Source organism: Myxacorys sp., assembly GCF_059501405.1.
The window spans coordinates 1-15970 of sequence record NZ_JCACCM010000007.1 but is presented as its reverse complement, the minus strand read 5'-3'; the positions used below and the strand labels follow the sequence as shown (position 1 = coordinate 15970).

At 48.2% G+C, this 15970-nt stretch carries 11 protein-coding genes; 3 read left to right on the top strand and 8 right to left on the bottom strand.

Translation table 11 applies throughout. From position 1 onward, the window contains the following. Positions 1–12: 12 nt before the first annotated feature. Positions 13–1404: an SGNH/GDSL hydrolase family protein gene (locus tag AC5I6P_RS00560; protein ID WP_495691809.1), complete on the bottom strand. Its 1392-nt coding sequence runs from the start codon at positions 1402–1404 to the stop codon at positions 13–15. 410 nt (positions 1405–1814) lie between these two features. Between AC5I6P_RS00560 and AC5I6P_RS00555 the strand changes: the two genes are divergently transcribed. Together AC5I6P_RS00555 and AC5I6P_RS00550 are read left to right on the top strand one after the other, a co-directional pair. Next, entirely contained in the window at positions 1815–4250 is a 2436-nt protein-coding gene (locus AC5I6P_RS00555) for an HAD-IC family P-type ATPase (protein ID WP_495691808.1), read from the top strand. Next, positions 4247–4834 (top strand): hypothetical protein, encoded by a 588-nt coding sequence (locus tag AC5I6P_RS00550; protein WP_495691807.1) that lies wholly within the window; start codon positions 4247–4249, stop codon positions 4832–4834. The genes AC5I6P_RS00555 and AC5I6P_RS00550 overlap by 4 nt, the downstream gene beginning before the upstream one ends. Before the next feature lie 51 nt (positions 4835–4885). On the opposite strand, the gene AC5I6P_RS00545 is transcribed toward AC5I6P_RS00550, so the two are convergent. From AC5I6P_RS00545 to AC5I6P_RS00535, 3 genes are all read right to left on the bottom strand, one after another. Further along, a complete protein-coding gene (locus AC5I6P_RS00545; protein WP_495691806.1) occupies positions 4886–5644 on the bottom strand; it encodes an SDR family NAD(P)-dependent oxidoreductase in 759 nt (252 codons plus the stop codon). Between the two features lie 130 nt (positions 5645–5774). Further along, positions 5775–6851, bottom strand: coding sequence for a beta-galactosidase (locus AC5I6P_RS00540; RefSeq protein WP_495691805.1), 1077 nt, complete (start codon positions 6849–6851; stop codon positions 5775–5777). Between the two features lie 634 nt (positions 6852–7485). Further along, a complete protein-coding gene (locus AC5I6P_RS00535; protein ID WP_495691804.1) occupies positions 7486–8502 on the bottom strand; it encodes a WD40 repeat domain-containing protein in 1017 nt (338 codons plus the stop codon). Positions 8503–8617: 115 nt separating this feature from the next. Between AC5I6P_RS00535 and AC5I6P_RS00530 the strand changes: the two genes are divergently transcribed. Next, complete coding sequence (locus tag AC5I6P_RS00530; protein WP_495691803.1) at positions 8618–10069, top strand: hypothetical protein; 1452 nt, start codon at positions 8618–8620, stop codon at positions 10067–10069. 10 nt (positions 10070–10079) lie between these two features. On the opposite strand, the gene AC5I6P_RS00525 is transcribed toward AC5I6P_RS00530, so the two are convergent. The 4 genes from AC5I6P_RS00525 to modA all read right to left on the bottom strand — a co-directional run bounded on the left by AC5I6P_RS00525 (position 10080) and on the right by modA (position 15838). After that, positions 10080–11732 (bottom strand): ferredoxin--nitrite reductase, encoded by a 1653-nt coding sequence (locus tag AC5I6P_RS00525; protein WP_495691802.1) that lies wholly within the window; start codon positions 11730–11732, stop codon positions 10080–10082. A 476-nt stretch (positions 11733–12208) separates the two neighbouring features. Then, the gene (comJ, locus tag AC5I6P_RS00520; protein ID WP_495691801.1) at positions 12209–12733 is read right to left on the bottom strand and encodes a competence protein ComJ; all 525 of its coding nucleotides are present in this window, start codon (positions 12731–12733) and stop codon (positions 12209–12211) included. Positions 12734–13224: 491 nt separating this feature from the next. Next, on the bottom strand, positions 13225–15036 hold the full coding sequence (modB, locus tag AC5I6P_RS00515; protein ID WP_495691800.1) for a molybdate ABC transporter permease subunit: 1812 nt from the start codon (positions 15034–15036) through the stop codon (positions 13225–13227). Positions 15037–15055: 19 nt separating this feature from the next. After that, entirely contained in the window at positions 15056–15838 is a 783-nt protein-coding gene (modA, locus tag AC5I6P_RS00510; RefSeq protein ID WP_495691799.1) for a molybdate ABC transporter substrate-binding protein, read from the bottom strand. Positions 15839–15970: the final 132 nt, after the last annotated feature.

Sequence of the window (15970 nt, the reverse complement as noted above, 5' to 3'; positions counted from 1 at the left end):
CAGAAGTTATATTCACGAGCCGGGGGGCTGTGTCCCGCCATAGGGTTTGGGTTGAAGCTGAAGTTGTTTTGAAATTGCGTCAAATAAGCGGTTTGCCAGGGCCGTGTTGGCATCATCCGTCAGGTGAATCGCGTCTTGAAACGCCTCGCCTTTAAAGTCAGCGTAAGCGTTGTAGAAATTAAACGTAGTAACCTGCGGCACTTCTTTTTTGACTTGATCGAGCGATCGCTGCAATTCTGAATATCCAGCTTTCACCTGTTGCGGATACTGCGAACCGAGTTGCTCCAAAATCTCTTTCTCGCGGGGCGTATTCGCACCTCGACTGGTCACTTCGGGCTGCAGTGCCACAATTAACGGAACTTTTGAGGCACTCGTGAGCCGCGCCAGTTGACCCATATTTTGGCGATAGCGCTCTGCTCGGCGGTTGAGTTCATCGGCCTCGGTAGGCATCCGTTGTATCAACGACGCATCTCCCTCGCTTGGAGGAATAACTTGTTTGAGCGAAGTTTGAGGCTGTAGCACCCAATATTGAAAGGCTTTAACGAGAAACAGTTGCGAGAATAAATTTTTGACCTGCTGCGTTAATCCGACGAATAGATGACGAGGAGCGCTCTCTAACAAACTTTCTGTACCCGGAATATCGCTGCCTTCTTGAGTGCTTGGCACGAGCAAATCAGCGTAGCCATTAAGAACGACAATGAGATCGGGCTGATAGGGCAACACATCAAACGCCAGTTTCGACAGTTCGTTGCCAGAAATATAGCCCGGTACAGCCGCGTTGATCACGGTGTAGCGATTTTCCCGAATTTGAGGCGGGAGCGCTAGGGCTTTGTCTAACTCATCGGCAAAATAAGGGAGAACAGTCGGACGAAATTTACCAGGATTGGCTTTTTGAGCCGCCACTTGCTGATTTAGACGCGCTTCTAGTTTTTGGGTAAACGTCGCTTGATTGCTAGAACTGAGTTGCCCAAAAGCGGTGGAGCCGCCCAGCACAAAAATTCGGACTTCGCCTTTCGGTTTATCGAGCGCGATCGCTTGATCCTGACGAAATCCTTGTTCATTAATTTTCCAGTCTTGACTTTCTTGGTTGCCCACCAACCGATAGCCCATCACCGGACTTTGCTTCACCGTCAGTTGTCCTTGGTTGGGAAGTCCGTCGAACGTTTTGCCCGCGCGATCGAGATACTTTAATCGATACGCGGTGACGTTCAGCGGTTCGCCTTGAAACGCCGATAGCTCACCTGTTTTTCCGGAAACTCCAACAATCAGCCGCACCAGCAACTCTAACCCAATCAACGCGAGTGGAATTGAGAGCAAAATCCACTTGCGGGGTAAGGGCTTTTTCTTTTGGTACAACGAACGGCTAGACCTATAACTATAAGTTTTACGGCTAGACCTAAACATTCAGCTTGTCCTCAAACGATCGCGGCATAAAATACAAGTTGTCTTTTCTCTTTACCAAGCAATTATCAAGAAACACCCAGTTACACTTAGAATTCTGAGATTTCGGACTTGAAATATAATGGTTTGCAAAAGAATTTAAGTTGATTGCTCAACGTTTACAAATCAGTTTCGCATCTTACTACATAAATGGTTTTCGGTGTTGCATTTCAAACATGTTTCTCAACAATCAACACAGCAACGGCTATCACTTCTACGAAACATGGAACTCCATTCTGCGATCGCAAGTCCTACTGTAAAACTAAATTACTGTAAATCTAAATCCTGTAGAGCTGCATAGAATTTGGCAACCAAATGCTTACCGTTGATCTGCACTGCATTATGCGTAATATAATCGGGCTTAAACTCTTCTCATGACACAGGTACAGGGACTTAGCGATCGCGAAGTCAACGCACAAAAGCTTGCGGGCAACACCAATCAGGTGACGTTGCCGACAAGTCGTTCCTACTGGCGCATTTTTCGTGAGAATCTATTTACCTTTGTGAATGCCGTTTTCTTTGTAATCAGCGGCGTTTTTATTGTGCTGAAACGCCCAAGTGATGCCGTTTTCGTAGCGGTTGTGATCTTTAGCGGCGTCATTATTGGCATTGTTCAGGAAATTTGGGCAAAACGCAAGCTAGACGAAATCGCGTTGCTCTCTCGCCCTCAAGCGACGATTATTCGCAATGGTGAAGCGCTCATCTCTGACCCGAACGAAATTGTTTTAGGCGATATTTTGCAGGTGAACCCAGGAGATCAAATTTTGGTTGATGGTCAGATTGTTTGCGACGGACAGATCGAAGTCGATGAATCGTTGCTGACCGGCGAATCGGATCTGATTCTCAAACGGTCGGGCGATCCGGTCTATTCGGGCAGTTTTTGTGCGAGTGGACGCGCTCATTATGAAGCGCAAAAAGTGGGAACTGAAACGGTGGCTTATCAGCTTGTGGTGGGCGCAAGAGAATTTCGGCAAATCTATACGCCATTGCAGCAAGAAATTAATTTAATCATTCGAGTGTTGTTGCTGGTTGCATTGTTTCTTTGGCTGTTAGTCGGGATTGGATTTATTAGTCGATCGCAGCCATTTAATGAAGTGGTGCAGCGTGCGGCGGTGATTGCTGGACTCGTCCCCGCAGGATTGCTGATTGCAATCACGTTAGCGTATGCGACGGGTGCGGTGAGAATGTTAGGCGAAAACGTTTTGATTCAACAAACGAATGCGATCGAGTCGCTGAGTAATGTCGATGTGCTGTGTTTGGATAAAACTGGAACGCTGACCACCAATCAGATTGAATTAAGCGCAATTTATCCGATCGAGCGCTCTGAATCAGAATTGCGAACCCTGCTGGGAGATTACGCCGCGAGTACACAAGCTGGAAATCGCACCAGCGAGGCGATTTTGCTCAGTTGTTCTGGCTATGCGCGATCGCTGCGATCGGAGGTTCCATTTTCATCGGAGCGCAAATGGAGCGCTATTTCTTTTCGTGACATTCCTGGAACGTATTTTCTCGGCGCATCAGAAGTGCTGACAAAATGCTTTACGCTCAGTCCGTCTGTGTCAGACTACATTGAACAACTGACTGAGCAACTCACGCAACAGGGCTTGCGAGTGGTATTGTTTGCTTATAGTCCAGACTTGCTTCAAACCGAGACTCCATTTTTACCCGCTGCGCTAACGCCTTTGGCTGTATTGAGTTTTAGCGATCAGTTGCGTCCGTCTGTTCAGGAAACGCTGCAAGGATTTGTCAAAGCGGGAATCACGATCAAGATTATTTCAGGAGACAATCCGCATACAGTAGCGGCATTGGCAAAACAAGCCGGATTTAGCGATGAAATTAGACTCATTTCAGGAACGCAACTGGCAGAGTTAGACAATGCGCAATTTACTCAAGCGGCCCGTCAGTACAATGTGTTTGGACGCATTACGCCTCAGCAAAAAGCCAAACTCGTGAGGAGTTTGCGAGATGCGGGACATTATGTGGCAATGACCGGAGACGGGGTGAATGATGTGCTTTCCCTAAAACAAGCCAACTTAGGCATTGCGATGGAAAGCGGCAGCAAAGCGACACGGGGAATTGCTGACATTGTGCTGCTGAAAGATTCGTTTGAAGCATTGCCGCATACATTTTTGGAAGGACAGCGCATTCGCAACGGCGTGTTAGACGCACTGAAGTTATTTATGGTGCGATTGTCTTGCGTGACGCTGCTAATTTTCGCAACCGCGATCGTCGCGGATAGTTTTCCGCTCATGAATAAACACAGCGCGATTATTACATTGATTGGCGTTGGCATCCCGACGTTATTTATTCCGGTTTGGGCGCAGCCTGGAGAAAAGCCAAAACGAAGCCTGGTTCGCTCGTTGCTTCATTTTGTGTTGCCTGCAACGTTGTCTATTACATTGGTTGCACTGACAATTTATCTGTTTTATCTCGTCAGTGCAGCGCTCGATTTGCCGCTCAACGTCACCCTGACCGAACTTGACTTTACGCTGCCGCGCACGGCGTTGGTGACCATTTTGGTATTCTGTGAACTGCTTTTAATTCCATTTCTCAAACCTCCAACGACCGCGTGGGTGGGTGGTGAACCGCTGAGCGGAGATTGGCGCTATACGTTTGTGGCGGTGGCACTTATTTTGGTGTATTTGCTGATTTTATTCGTTCCGCCCGTTCGGATTTTCTTTGAATTGTCGGCACTCGAAACGGCCGATCTCATCTTTTTAGGATTTGCTGCGATAGAGTGGTGTTTTATTGTGCGTTGGGTTTGGCGATCGCGCTTTTTTGATCGTTTTTTGGGAGTGAGTTTGGAATGACACAAATTCCTCAGTACAAAGTCACGATTTGGGAATCAATTGCGGTGTTGATCGGCGCGATCGCGCTGCTAGGAGTTGGGACGCTGGGGCTGACGATGAAATTTATTGCCAATGCGCAACGTCCACAGCAAGCAGACGCGATCGCCAACAATATTATTAAATACAACATCCCCAACGCTCAAAGTGTCCTGGGATTAAACTTTGTGGGCGCTAGAGTTGCTCTAATTACCAATAGTGCAGAGCAACCTGATATTCAGCTACTGGCAGCCCGCATGAAAGGGGTTCAAGAGGGCGAAAAACGCAGAATTGAGCGATTTTTAGACACCGTTTCTCTGGGAGATGCGGGAGATTTTAAGGTCACAAGAGAACGCATCGAGCCAAAAGAGTTTTGTGGTGAAACAGTTCTGGTGACGATCGGAGAAGGACGGGCAAAACAAGTTGCGTCTAGGTCTAACATCAGTGTGACGTACCGTGCCACTGTTACCCTGAATGCCGATCGATACATTATTAGTTTGCTCACGACTGGACAAGATGCACGAGAAAAAGCCGAGAGGGTGTTTGATTCGCTTCAGTGTCAGCAGTAGAGAAGAATGTGAATCGGAGGGGTTTGCACACTATTCTTGAGGTTCACATCTTTACCAAGGTAGCCGACTGCCATCCCAAGAAAAGAATTCACCGCTATCGCGTTCTTGGAGTCCATCGAGAACGGTTAATAGTTGTTTGACGGTGCGATCGCAGGAAAATAATTTTTCTGGCGGCACGTTGCGCTGAAATGGACGGGATAATTCAGTATCGGTTGTGCCCGGATGCAGGGTGACGACGATCGCACGTGGACAGGTTCGCTTGTATTCGATCGCAGTGGTTCGCATCAACATGTTTAAAGCCGCTTTAGAGGCACGATAGCCGTACCATCCGCCTAAGTGGTTATCACCAATGCTGCCTACCTTGGCAGAAATCGTCGCGAAGAGTGCGCGATCACGATGCTTTAGCAACGGCTGCACCTGTTTTGCTAATAAAACGCCGCCAACACTATTAATTTGAAAATACCGCAGTAAGTTCTCTGCATTGATCTGCCGCAAGCTTTTTTCAGGTTGCATGATCGAGTCGTGCAGAATGCCAACACAATTGATCACGTAATGCAGCGCAGATGTTTCGGTTTGAATCTCTGCGATCGCATCGGCAATCTGTGTTTCATCGGTAATATCCATTGGCAAACAGCGCAGGCGCGGGTCTGCGATCTCCACTAGGTCTGATTTCGGCTTTCGATAGGTGGCGTAGAGGCGATCGGCGCGATTTGTGCTTAAAAACTGTTTGACAAACTCTAATCCAATGCCTTGACCCGCTCCGACGATCAGTGCTGATCTTAAATTCACGTCGCGAGGTGAATCGGTCATAGTCATCAGACAGTAAAAAAGACAGTAAAAAGCGCTTTGAGTATAGCATTCAATGCTTTACGGCAGACATGAATTGGTTTGCTGAGGTTTTTTCTGAGTATGCCCGCCGCGAACCGCAGTATTGATTAGACTATTTGCGATCGACCATTAGTTTTTTCACCGCATTCAGCATCGCAGCATTTCCTTTGTTTCTCTCAGCTAACCACCATTCAGCACCCCAGAAATACAGCTTAGAGATCCCAGCTTGCATGGCGTATGTCCAAGTTTCAGTTAAGCGTTCAGGATTCATAGATAGATATGCATCTTCAGGATGCTCAAACTGATAAGGACCATCTGGACCCCACGGTTCTGCTTGCAGTTCTGCAATCCAAAATTGTTTTCCCTGATGTTCTGCAACTGCTTTTTGATATGCCAACCGCAATGGCGAGATAAATCCTAGCTTAAACATCTCGACATATCCGTTAAACACCGGACTTCTAAAAAAAAGTTTGTTAAATAGGGTAACGGCAATGACATCGCTATCAAACTTGAGGGTTTGTCGCAGTTGTGAAGCCATCCAAGGCGTTGTGGCAAACGTTACAACGGTTGGGTGAGTTGGATCAATCGATCGCACGAATTTAATCTCCTCGGTCACGAATGGAGTGACCTCTCGGCACGTCGGCCCTCCCCAAATCTTGCCTAAAATCTTAGCTAACGGTTCATTCTCGATTTGCCACGCTTCAAGGGCGGGATGATCTTTTAGGTGAAGTACTGTTGCTTCTATCATGTTCAATAATGATTGCTTAAATTCCTGATCATTAAAGTTTTGGGTCCATGCGGGCGCATAACATTCTGGATAGCGGGGAACGCGGTGTCCCACAGCTAAAAGCACCTTTGCGTTGGCTTTAGCAGCTTCCTTCATCTGCCAATCGATTGCGCTCCAGTTAAAGATACCGGGTGCGGATTCGATCTGATCCCAAAACACAGGAATCCGAACATGGTTGATGCCGAGATCGTTAATGATTTCTTTATATGCAGCTTTCCAATCTAAATTTAACGCTTCAGCATTCATCTGAATAAATGTCGCACCGATTTCGACACTGTTTGCCGGACCAGGATTTTGAACGGTGTATTGCAATAGAAAATCTTTAGAGAAGACCAGCAGCAGTGTCAATCCAAACGGCAACAATACTTTGATTAAGGTTTTCTTGAGTGATTCGCGTTTCATGCTTGTAGATGGATTTACAGGCGTGTCAACTTTGCCGACCTCAAAAGTTAGAGTTTAAGGTTAGAGTTTATGGTTCGGTGCTACATCAAACTGGCTAAGGGTCTACCTCATATGAATATAGCTCTAAGTGTATTTTGGCATCAATCAATAGACCCAACGGATGGATCCGCAACCCATCTTGCGAGACGAGAACCGTAAATAGCGCTTTCACTCGTGACATGCATAGAATTTAAGCTCGATTCTGCTTTGTGCAACAAATTTGCTGCTCTAGTATACTGATTGCGCGATTAAAAACTTGCGATCGCGTCTTCAATTGCGCGATCTACTTATTTGTTAGCGAAGATCCACGATTAAGATTGCAAAACTACGGCAGCGGATTCCGCAACTCACAGCTTTATGTGTCGCGTCACAACGTTCGACTCAGTGATTTCATCATTTGATCCTTGATTTCACACGTTTGGTCTTTGATTCCAGTCATTGGTCCTGTGTTCTTAAATATCTGAAGGATCACAACACTTCTATTTCTTGAAATTACCCAATCACAAACTCGAATTCTGTGCTCACCGCGCAACGTGCAGCCAAGGAGAAAATATTTCCTTTTGTTCACCCTTTCCGTTTTCACGAATTTCTGCCTCTAGTTCTCAGGGCTTTGCCAGATTTTTACTCCTTCGCTATTCCCCACGACGATCGCGTGTCCTTCGAGCGCAAATTGTACAAATAAACTGCTGTACCACGAGGTTCGCAGCAAACCTAAATAGCGATCGCTTTGCAGTTGCCAGAACTGCACCGTACCGCCAACCGTTGTGGCTAGAATTTGGCCATCGGGGCTAACCACTAAATCTGATGTTCCCGTCTTCATCACCCGCACGGGTTCTCCAGTAGCGAGATTCCAAATTTTGATTTTGCTGCTGCCTGTAATCAACGTCTGACCCGCTTGCCCGAAGGATAATCCTGTCACATCTCCTGAATTAAGCGTGTGCAGAAGTTCTCCTGCTTTAGCAAGCCATACCTCTGTTTTGATGTCTCCGGTGGCTAAGAGTTGTCCGTCTTGACTAAAAGCGATCGCGCGGGCAGGTCGTTCTCCTAACCTGTACCGGAACTGCTGAGTCGATACATCCCAAAACTGCACTCCGGGCAGAGCTTCTACTCCATCTGCCCAGCGCTGGACCCGGCTTCCACTGGCTAACGTTCGTCCATCGGGACTAAAGACTAGCACCGACGCTCGACCTGATGGCATCGTTCCGAGTAAGCGGCTCGTTTGCACATCCCAGAGCTTGATCGTGCGATCGAGACTACTACTGGCGAGTATTCGTCCATCGGGACTGATGGCCAAGGCCGTAATTGAATTAGAGTGACCCACTAGCGGCGGCAGCAATTGACGAGTTTTGAGATCCCACCGTTGAATAACGTTGCCGTCTCCGGTGGCTAATAGTACGCCCGCCGGATCAACCGCGATCGCACTTTGTTTACGAGTCAGTAGAGTTTCGGGCTGGGCATAACACACGATCTCAGCCGCGTACATGGGTAGGCAGACCTGACTCGGTAATCGAGCCGCGATCGCATTGCGCAGCACGACATGGAGACCTGCGATCAGCGCGATCGTCAGGACACTTCCAATACTCACCGTCACCATTAGTCGTTTGTGCTGCACAAATCCTTTACACCAAAATTCTTTACGCCATTGGAGCTAGTCAAAAGTTCTGTAGTTAAGATCGCAGAAACTGATCCAAATGGTATCTTAAAGAAAGTTCATCTGAACCGAATATGTGAATAAGCATAGACTACTATTTGCGCTGGCGTTGCTGGTATCAACCTACCTGAGCGTAACGCTTCTGCATTTGGGAATTGATAAGTTCTACTATATTCTGGCAGATGGAAAAAAGTTTGCCACGTTTCCAGACCTCCGCGTTCAACTGGGAATTGGTCTGAGCTACGTTTTCATCTCTATTCTCTATTTAATTTGGCTCGGCAAGCACTTTCACGATCCGCCGCCAGCGGTTACGGGTCGCTTTAGGGATGTATTGAAATCTGCTTCGCCGTTTCTAGTTCTAGCGTTTATTGCCTATCCTTTGGGCAACGATATCTATATTTACCTACATTCCGGGTTAATGAATCTGAACCGGGTCAACCCGTTTGTTGTGAGAGCCGCTGCGTTTTCAACGGAGCTATCTCCCTACGTGGATTGGGGGCAGACTTCAACCTATGGACTCGTTTCGCAAGCCATATTTACCGTATCGGCAGCGTTTGTAGCTGTGCATCCGCTCATTGCCGTTTATGTATATAAAGCCATTTGTTTAGCATTGCACAGCTTGAATGGATTTCTGATTTGGAAATGGTTGCCGCCCACGGAGCGACATCGAGTTGCGATCGCGTATCTTTTGCATCCTCTGCTACTGATGGAGCAAGTCAGTTCGGGCCATGTCGATCTGTTAGTGTCAACCAGTCTGATTGCCTTTGCGATTAGTTATGCAAAATGGCGCTACTGGACAGCGTTTACGGCGCTATGGATGGGTCTGTTAGCCAAAACTCTGCCTCTGATTTGGGTTCCATTAATGGCGATCGCGCTGCTGCGTCGAGGGCAGGGGAAACAGTTGTTTAGAATGATCTCAGCCTCCATTGCGATCGTGGGTGTGCTAACCCTCACCATCCTGCCTGATGTTTCCGCATGGCGTAGCTTGCTGAATCCAGGAGTAGAAGGGCAGTTTCAGTCATCTCTGCTTGCGATCGCACGGTTTTTGTTGGATATAACCCGTATCTTTGTAGCTCCAGAGTGGCTAACACTCGAAGCAGGGCGAACTATTTTATTAGGCTTGGTGCGACTCACCATTCTTAGCTTCATTGGCTTTTATGCGTGGCGATTATGGCGCAGCGATCGATACTGGGATAACACACCCCAGAAGCTACTAGAGGAAATGGGATGGGTCACGCTAGTGTTGTTGCTAATAGCAACGCCTTGGCTAATGCCTTGGTATAGCTCAATTTTGATCACCTTTGTCGCCTTGCTTCCGAGAGCACGATTGTTTGGGCTAACCAGTTTAGCGTTTGGCCTATCAAGCAGTGCGCAGTATGCACTCGCAAGTAATAGCAGCATCAAGAGCTTTGTCTCGATTGGACTGCCGATCGCCGTTCTGATCATTGGCAGTTGGCTGCTTCAACGCCGTTCTCCAACCTCAGGAGTTGTTTCGACTTCGACCACCGATCCATTGGCTTCAGAGTGAGGTTCTCCCGTTAAGGAGACGCAAGTTCGGGCGGCACAAAGTAGCCGGTTTGTCTGGGCTCTGCGCCAAACTGTTCGACCAGCAAAGTGTGCAGCACGGGTTTAAGGTCATCACATGGAATGCCTTGCATGACTCGCTGACCGAGATGTGCCTCTTTACCGACTTTGCCACCCATCCAAATATCAACGGCTTCTACAACCTGACCATTCTTGCGCCCTTTTGTCCCCATCATGCCGATATCTGCTACTTGCGGTTGTCCGCACGAGTTGGGGCAGCCCGTCCAGTGAATGCGGATTGGGCGCGATACGGTCAGTTCAGCTTCCAGCGCTTTAATCATTGCCAAAGCCCGATTTTTAGTTTCGATCAACGCAAAGCCACAAAACTGATTGCCTGTGCAAGACACTAACCAGCGCGACATGTTATCAGGATTGGCTGGAAAGCGCTCTTGCAGCAGCGGTTCGTTGAGCATTGCCTGCAATCGGCTGATGGGAACGTTGGGAATGATCAGGTTTTGTTCTACAGTCAGGCGAATCTCTCCACTGCCGTAGGTATCGGCGATGCGGGCGAGGTCAAACATCTCGTGGGCATAGAGGCGACCGATCGGAATTAGGAGGCCAACATAGTGAAGTCCCGGTTGCTTTTGCGGGTAGACGCCGATGTGATCACGTTTGTCTAAGGTGATTTCATCTGTTTCAGCCGCAGGTTGCAGGCTTTGACCTAACTGAGTTTCGAGTTCTGAGCGAAACTTTTCAATGCCCCAAGCATCGACCAAATACATCAATCTCGACTTCTGGCGATTGGCTCTTAACCCATGATTGCGATAGAGCAATAGCACCGCTTCACATAGGGGAACAACTGCTTCTGGCAATACCCAAGCATCAAGCGGAATGGCTTCTACGTAACGCTTGGGCGAGAACATGCCGCCAACAATGACATTAAAACCGATCGCGCCCTCTTTGTAGGCGGGAATGAAGGCGAGGTCGTTGGTTTCTGCGTGGACAGAATTATCGCGACAGCCCGCGATCGCAATGTTAAATTTACGCGGCAGATTTGTGAATGTTGGGTTGCCTGCTCCCATATTGGTGATCATGTCCTGCACCGCACGCGTTAACCCACGAGTATCAATCAACTCGTCAGCTTCTAGCCCTGCCACGGGTGATCCGGTGACGTTCCGTACGTTATCAACTCCCGTTTGCACACTGGTCATCCCTGCCTGCTCAAATCGGCGGAAGATATCAGCCGCGTCTTCAATGCGGACTCCCCGCAGTTGAATATTTTGACGAGTGGTAATGTCGGCGTTGCCATCGTCGCCGTAGCGCTGCACGATCTCGGCTAACACGCGCAGATGACTGCTCGGAAGAATGCCATTCGCGGTTCGCATTCGCAGCATAAACCGACCCGGCGTAACGCTGCGATGGAACAAGCCTAAAACGCGCAGGCGAAAGTCGCGATCGGCTTCATCGAGGGCTTCCCAACCGATTTCTGCAAAGTAATCTAGCTCCTGCTTTAGGACTAGACCATCTTTCTCAGCTTTGATTCTTTCAAACTTATTTAGCGTTTTAGCAGGCACATTCTCAGATGGAGAGGTGTTGATGTTAACGGCTTCCGCCTCAATGTGAGAGCCGACTGCACTGGCAGTTTGTACTTCTGATGTCTCTGTCATAGTGTTAACTGCTAATTTTTGTGTTAACTGCTGTTTTTAAGATTGCTTTAACCTAAGAGCAGCGTTTCCTTCGGAGTTGCGCACTGCGCTAATCGCGATATCAGATAAGACAGCGTTCTTCTTCGACAGACTATTCAATCTGATTTGTTAGATCGGTAGAGATTGCTACACAAAGACGCGATGCAGGACAAATCCGCCTTTTGATAGAGAAGTAATTTGGGGGTTGCTAGCTCGCTTTAAACGGAAAGAATTACTTCGCAGAGGCTTTCCGCCTAAGTTTCAGCGCTTAGCTTTAGAAGGGTTTCGTTTCAGCCTACTGCTGTCTACCAAGCATCTTGGCAACAACCTATTCAGCTATTCATCATCCTGCCCTTTTGTTGAGAAAATGTGACTGAAGAATAGATTGTTGGGTTAGTGCCTACGCAGAGCTATAGTGCTTTGGCACGATCGCGTGACACAGAGTGGTAACTCAGATCTCATGCTGGTCGAGCTTCCATCAGCAAGGGATAGGATGGAGACAAATCCGAATCTGCTCGTAAAATTCGTGGCTCTACAGACCGATCTGGAATAAAAGTCAGACGGGACCACGTTGGGATGAATAAAGCATCAGGTTCCTGGTACTCAGGATTCTGCCAGTACTCCTCTCTCAAGCCATACTCAAACACAAGCGCATACTCATCTGACGGTAGTTTCAGTTCATGTTCAGGTACAACACTGGTTCCGCCCGTGATCACGATGCTACCTGACATCGGAACTGAAAAAGGGACGACAATTGCGCGAACGGCATTTGGCTGAATACTGATTTCAGAGGCGTCCCAAATCTCGATATCACAGTCATCGTCCGAACCGATTGTCCTAAAAGACACGCTGAACGGTCGCCAGGTAAATCCTTGATCCACATGCTGATCATCCCAGTCATTGCCAGGAAATTCGAGGCTTGGGTCGTAGATGCACATCTGCGAATAGTCAAGACCAATACTAAAAGATGCTAACTTCGGCATAATTTACGCTACTGGAAACTGCTTCTACAACATCTAACGCTCTATATTTGCGGGCAAGATTACTATACCTGCTACCAGAACCCGAATTAGCGCTCTCTCGAATTGGTCTAACGCTAGAGTTCTCACCCTTCGTTATTGAGTTGCGATCGCACGTTTCTTCGTTCCCGCCTTCGTTTCTTCGTTCCCGCCTTCGTTATTGAGTTACATCGCACGTTTCTTCGTTCCCACCTTCGTTTCTTCGTTCCCACCTTCGTTTCTTCGTTTCCACTCCTTGTTATTAAGTTACGATCGCACGTTTCTTCGTTCCCGCCTTCGTTTCTTCGTTCCCGCCTTCGTTTCTTCGTTCCCACTCCTTGTTATTAAGTTACGATCGCATGTCCCTGACTCCGACTCCTGCTTCATCTAGAACGCATCAAGCGATCGTGAGTATTATCTAAGTGGTGGAGAAAACGGTTTGATCTATCGACAGTGCTTAGATGACAGTTCTAGAATCATGCTGCTGTCAGCAGAATTAGCCGCAGCGAATCGAGACAGACCATCCAAGGCAACGGTTGTGCCTTCAGCGCAAACCATTTTTCCTTAAAGACCTCCGCTTGAAGGTGATAGTCTTGCGGACTCGTCGGAGGAGCATTGAACTTTAGAAAAATCGTCATGCGATGCGGAGTTTCACTCGTCGCCGCAACCCAGCAGGGAAACGTATTAGGCTGCTGAGCGTCTTGAGGAAAGAGAATTTGATGAGCGCGAATGCCAACATAGGCAAACTGTTCGGGTAGAGGCTCGGCAATCTGTAAGCTAATGCCCCACTCGATCGCATGGATGTGATTATCTGCCGTCGCGACTGCCGTCGAGAAGTTTTTACATCCCGTTAGTTGAGCCACTGTCACTGTCGCCGGACGCTCAAAAATCGACCGCTTAGACCCGAATGCGATCGCGCGTCCTCCATGCATCACTAGCAAGTTTGGACAGACACGATACGCTTCTTCTAAATTGTGCGTAACAAACAGCACCGCACCGGGATAACTAGCGAGACGCGCAATCAACTGCTGTTCCAGTTGACTGCGGAGATGCGTATCGAGGGCTGAAAACGGTTCGTCGAGCAGCAGCGCTTCCGGTTGACTTGCCAATGCTCTCGCAAGGGCGACACGTTGCTGTTGTCCGCCAGAGAGTTGAGCCGGATAGCGATCGTGCATCTCCTCTAGCTGCACCGCCATTAACTGCGACTCAACCTGCTGCCGCACACCAGAGCGAGACAGCCCTTTTGGTAGACCAAATGCAATGTTTTGCGCCACCGTCATGTGGGGAAAGAGCGCGTAGTTTTGTACCAAAAAACCAATGCGGCGATCGCGGCTCGCTAGATTAATGTCACGATCGGCATCAAACAGCACGCGTCCGTTGAGTACAATCCGCCCAGAAGTTGGTGTTTCAATTCCGGCAATACAACGCAGCATCAGACTTTTTCCAGCCCCAGATGCACCCAGCACGCCTAACGGTGCGTCGGCATGAAACGCAATCTCGACTCGAAATCCGCCAAGTTGTTTACCAATCTCCACGCTTAGCCCGCGATTTGGAGAATCTGCAACGTCAAGGAGCGGAGCCAGGACAGGCTTAAGGACTGGAGAGAACGGCTCGCGTTTGACAGCCTGCGGTTTACGTTTATCTTGCCAAAGATTGGCTGCCGCAATGCTAGAGAGCGATATTCCCATGATTGCGATCGCCCAAAACCATGCTTCATTCGTGGCTCCCGCTTCGACTGCAAAATAAATCGCCATCGGAATCGTTTGCGTTTCTTCGGGAATATTGCCTGCCAGCATCAGAGTTGCACCAAACTCTCCCAACGCACGAGCAAACGCAAGCGTGATGCCTGCCAAAATCCCTGAAGTTGAGAGTGGCAATAGAATAGATCGAAAAATAGTCCAGTCAGACGCGCCTAATGTTTTAGCAACGGCTAATAGATTTTGATCGATTTGTTCAAACGTGCCTAATGCAGTGCGATACATCAACGGAAACGAAACAACGGTCGCTGCCACAACAGCACCATACCAAGTAAACACAACGCTAAAGTCAATCGAATTTAGCAACTGTCCGATTGCTCCATTTTTGCCAAATAGAACCAACAAAATAAAGCCTACTACTGTGGGCGGCAAAATCAAGGGAGCGACAAAGATGCTCTCGATTAGTGCCTTTCCCTTGCCTCGGTAGTTCAGCATCCAATATGCCGCTGCAACACCAAAGAAGAAGGTAATCCCGGTGGCAAGCAGGGCAGTTTTAAGCGAGATCCATAGAGGAGAGAGAGCAGGGGGCATCACGTCACAAGGTTGGTACTCACGATGTTGGTACAACAAATCCGTACTTGCTTAACACGGTTTTAGCGTCGGTACTCGACAAGTACTGCACAAACTCTTTTGCCGCTTCAATGTTTTTACTACTTCTCAGCACCGCTACCGGATACACAATTGGAGCATGATCCGCCTCGTCTGCGGTGACAGCAATCTTCACCTGATTTGAGATCTTGGCATCTGTAAGGTAGACAAATCCTGCCTCTGCATTCCCAGATTGAACAGCCGCTAACACTTGACGCACATTGTTACCGAATACAAATTTAGGTTTGAGAGTGTTGTAGAGCTTTCGTTTTCTCAAAACCTGTTCCGCGTATTGTCCGGCGGGAACGCTGCGCGGCTCTCCGATCGCAATGCGCTTAATGTCGGGTTGTGTCAAGCGATCGAAGCTTTGCACTCCTCTAGACGACCTGGGCACGATTAAGACGAGCCGATTTCGGGCAATGTCTTTTCGGGTTCCAGCTACCAGTTTGCCTGCTTGATCAAGTGTATCCATTTGACATTTTGCTGCCGAGAGAAAGACATCGGCGGGCGCACCCTGTTCAATTTGTTGTAACAATGTGCCCGATGCCCCAAAGTTGTAGGTTAGACCAACGGTTGTTTTACTGCGTTGATAGACTGGCTTAATGTCTTCTAAGGCATCCTTTAAACTAGCAGCCGCAGAGATAATCAGCTTGTTAGATTGCGCTGTCGTAGGGAATAGTACGAAACGTAAGGCTATGATGCAAGCTGCGATCGCGATCGCAGCTGCAATTAAATATCTTTTCATAACCTGATTTCAGGATGGCAACTGTTCTCTAACGATATAGCCCTCCACGCCGTTCTGCAATTTAGCGGTTCCTTCTGTATTAGACTTAATCGGAAATAGGCAGTAGTCGAAGCCAGACAACAAGAGGCTTTC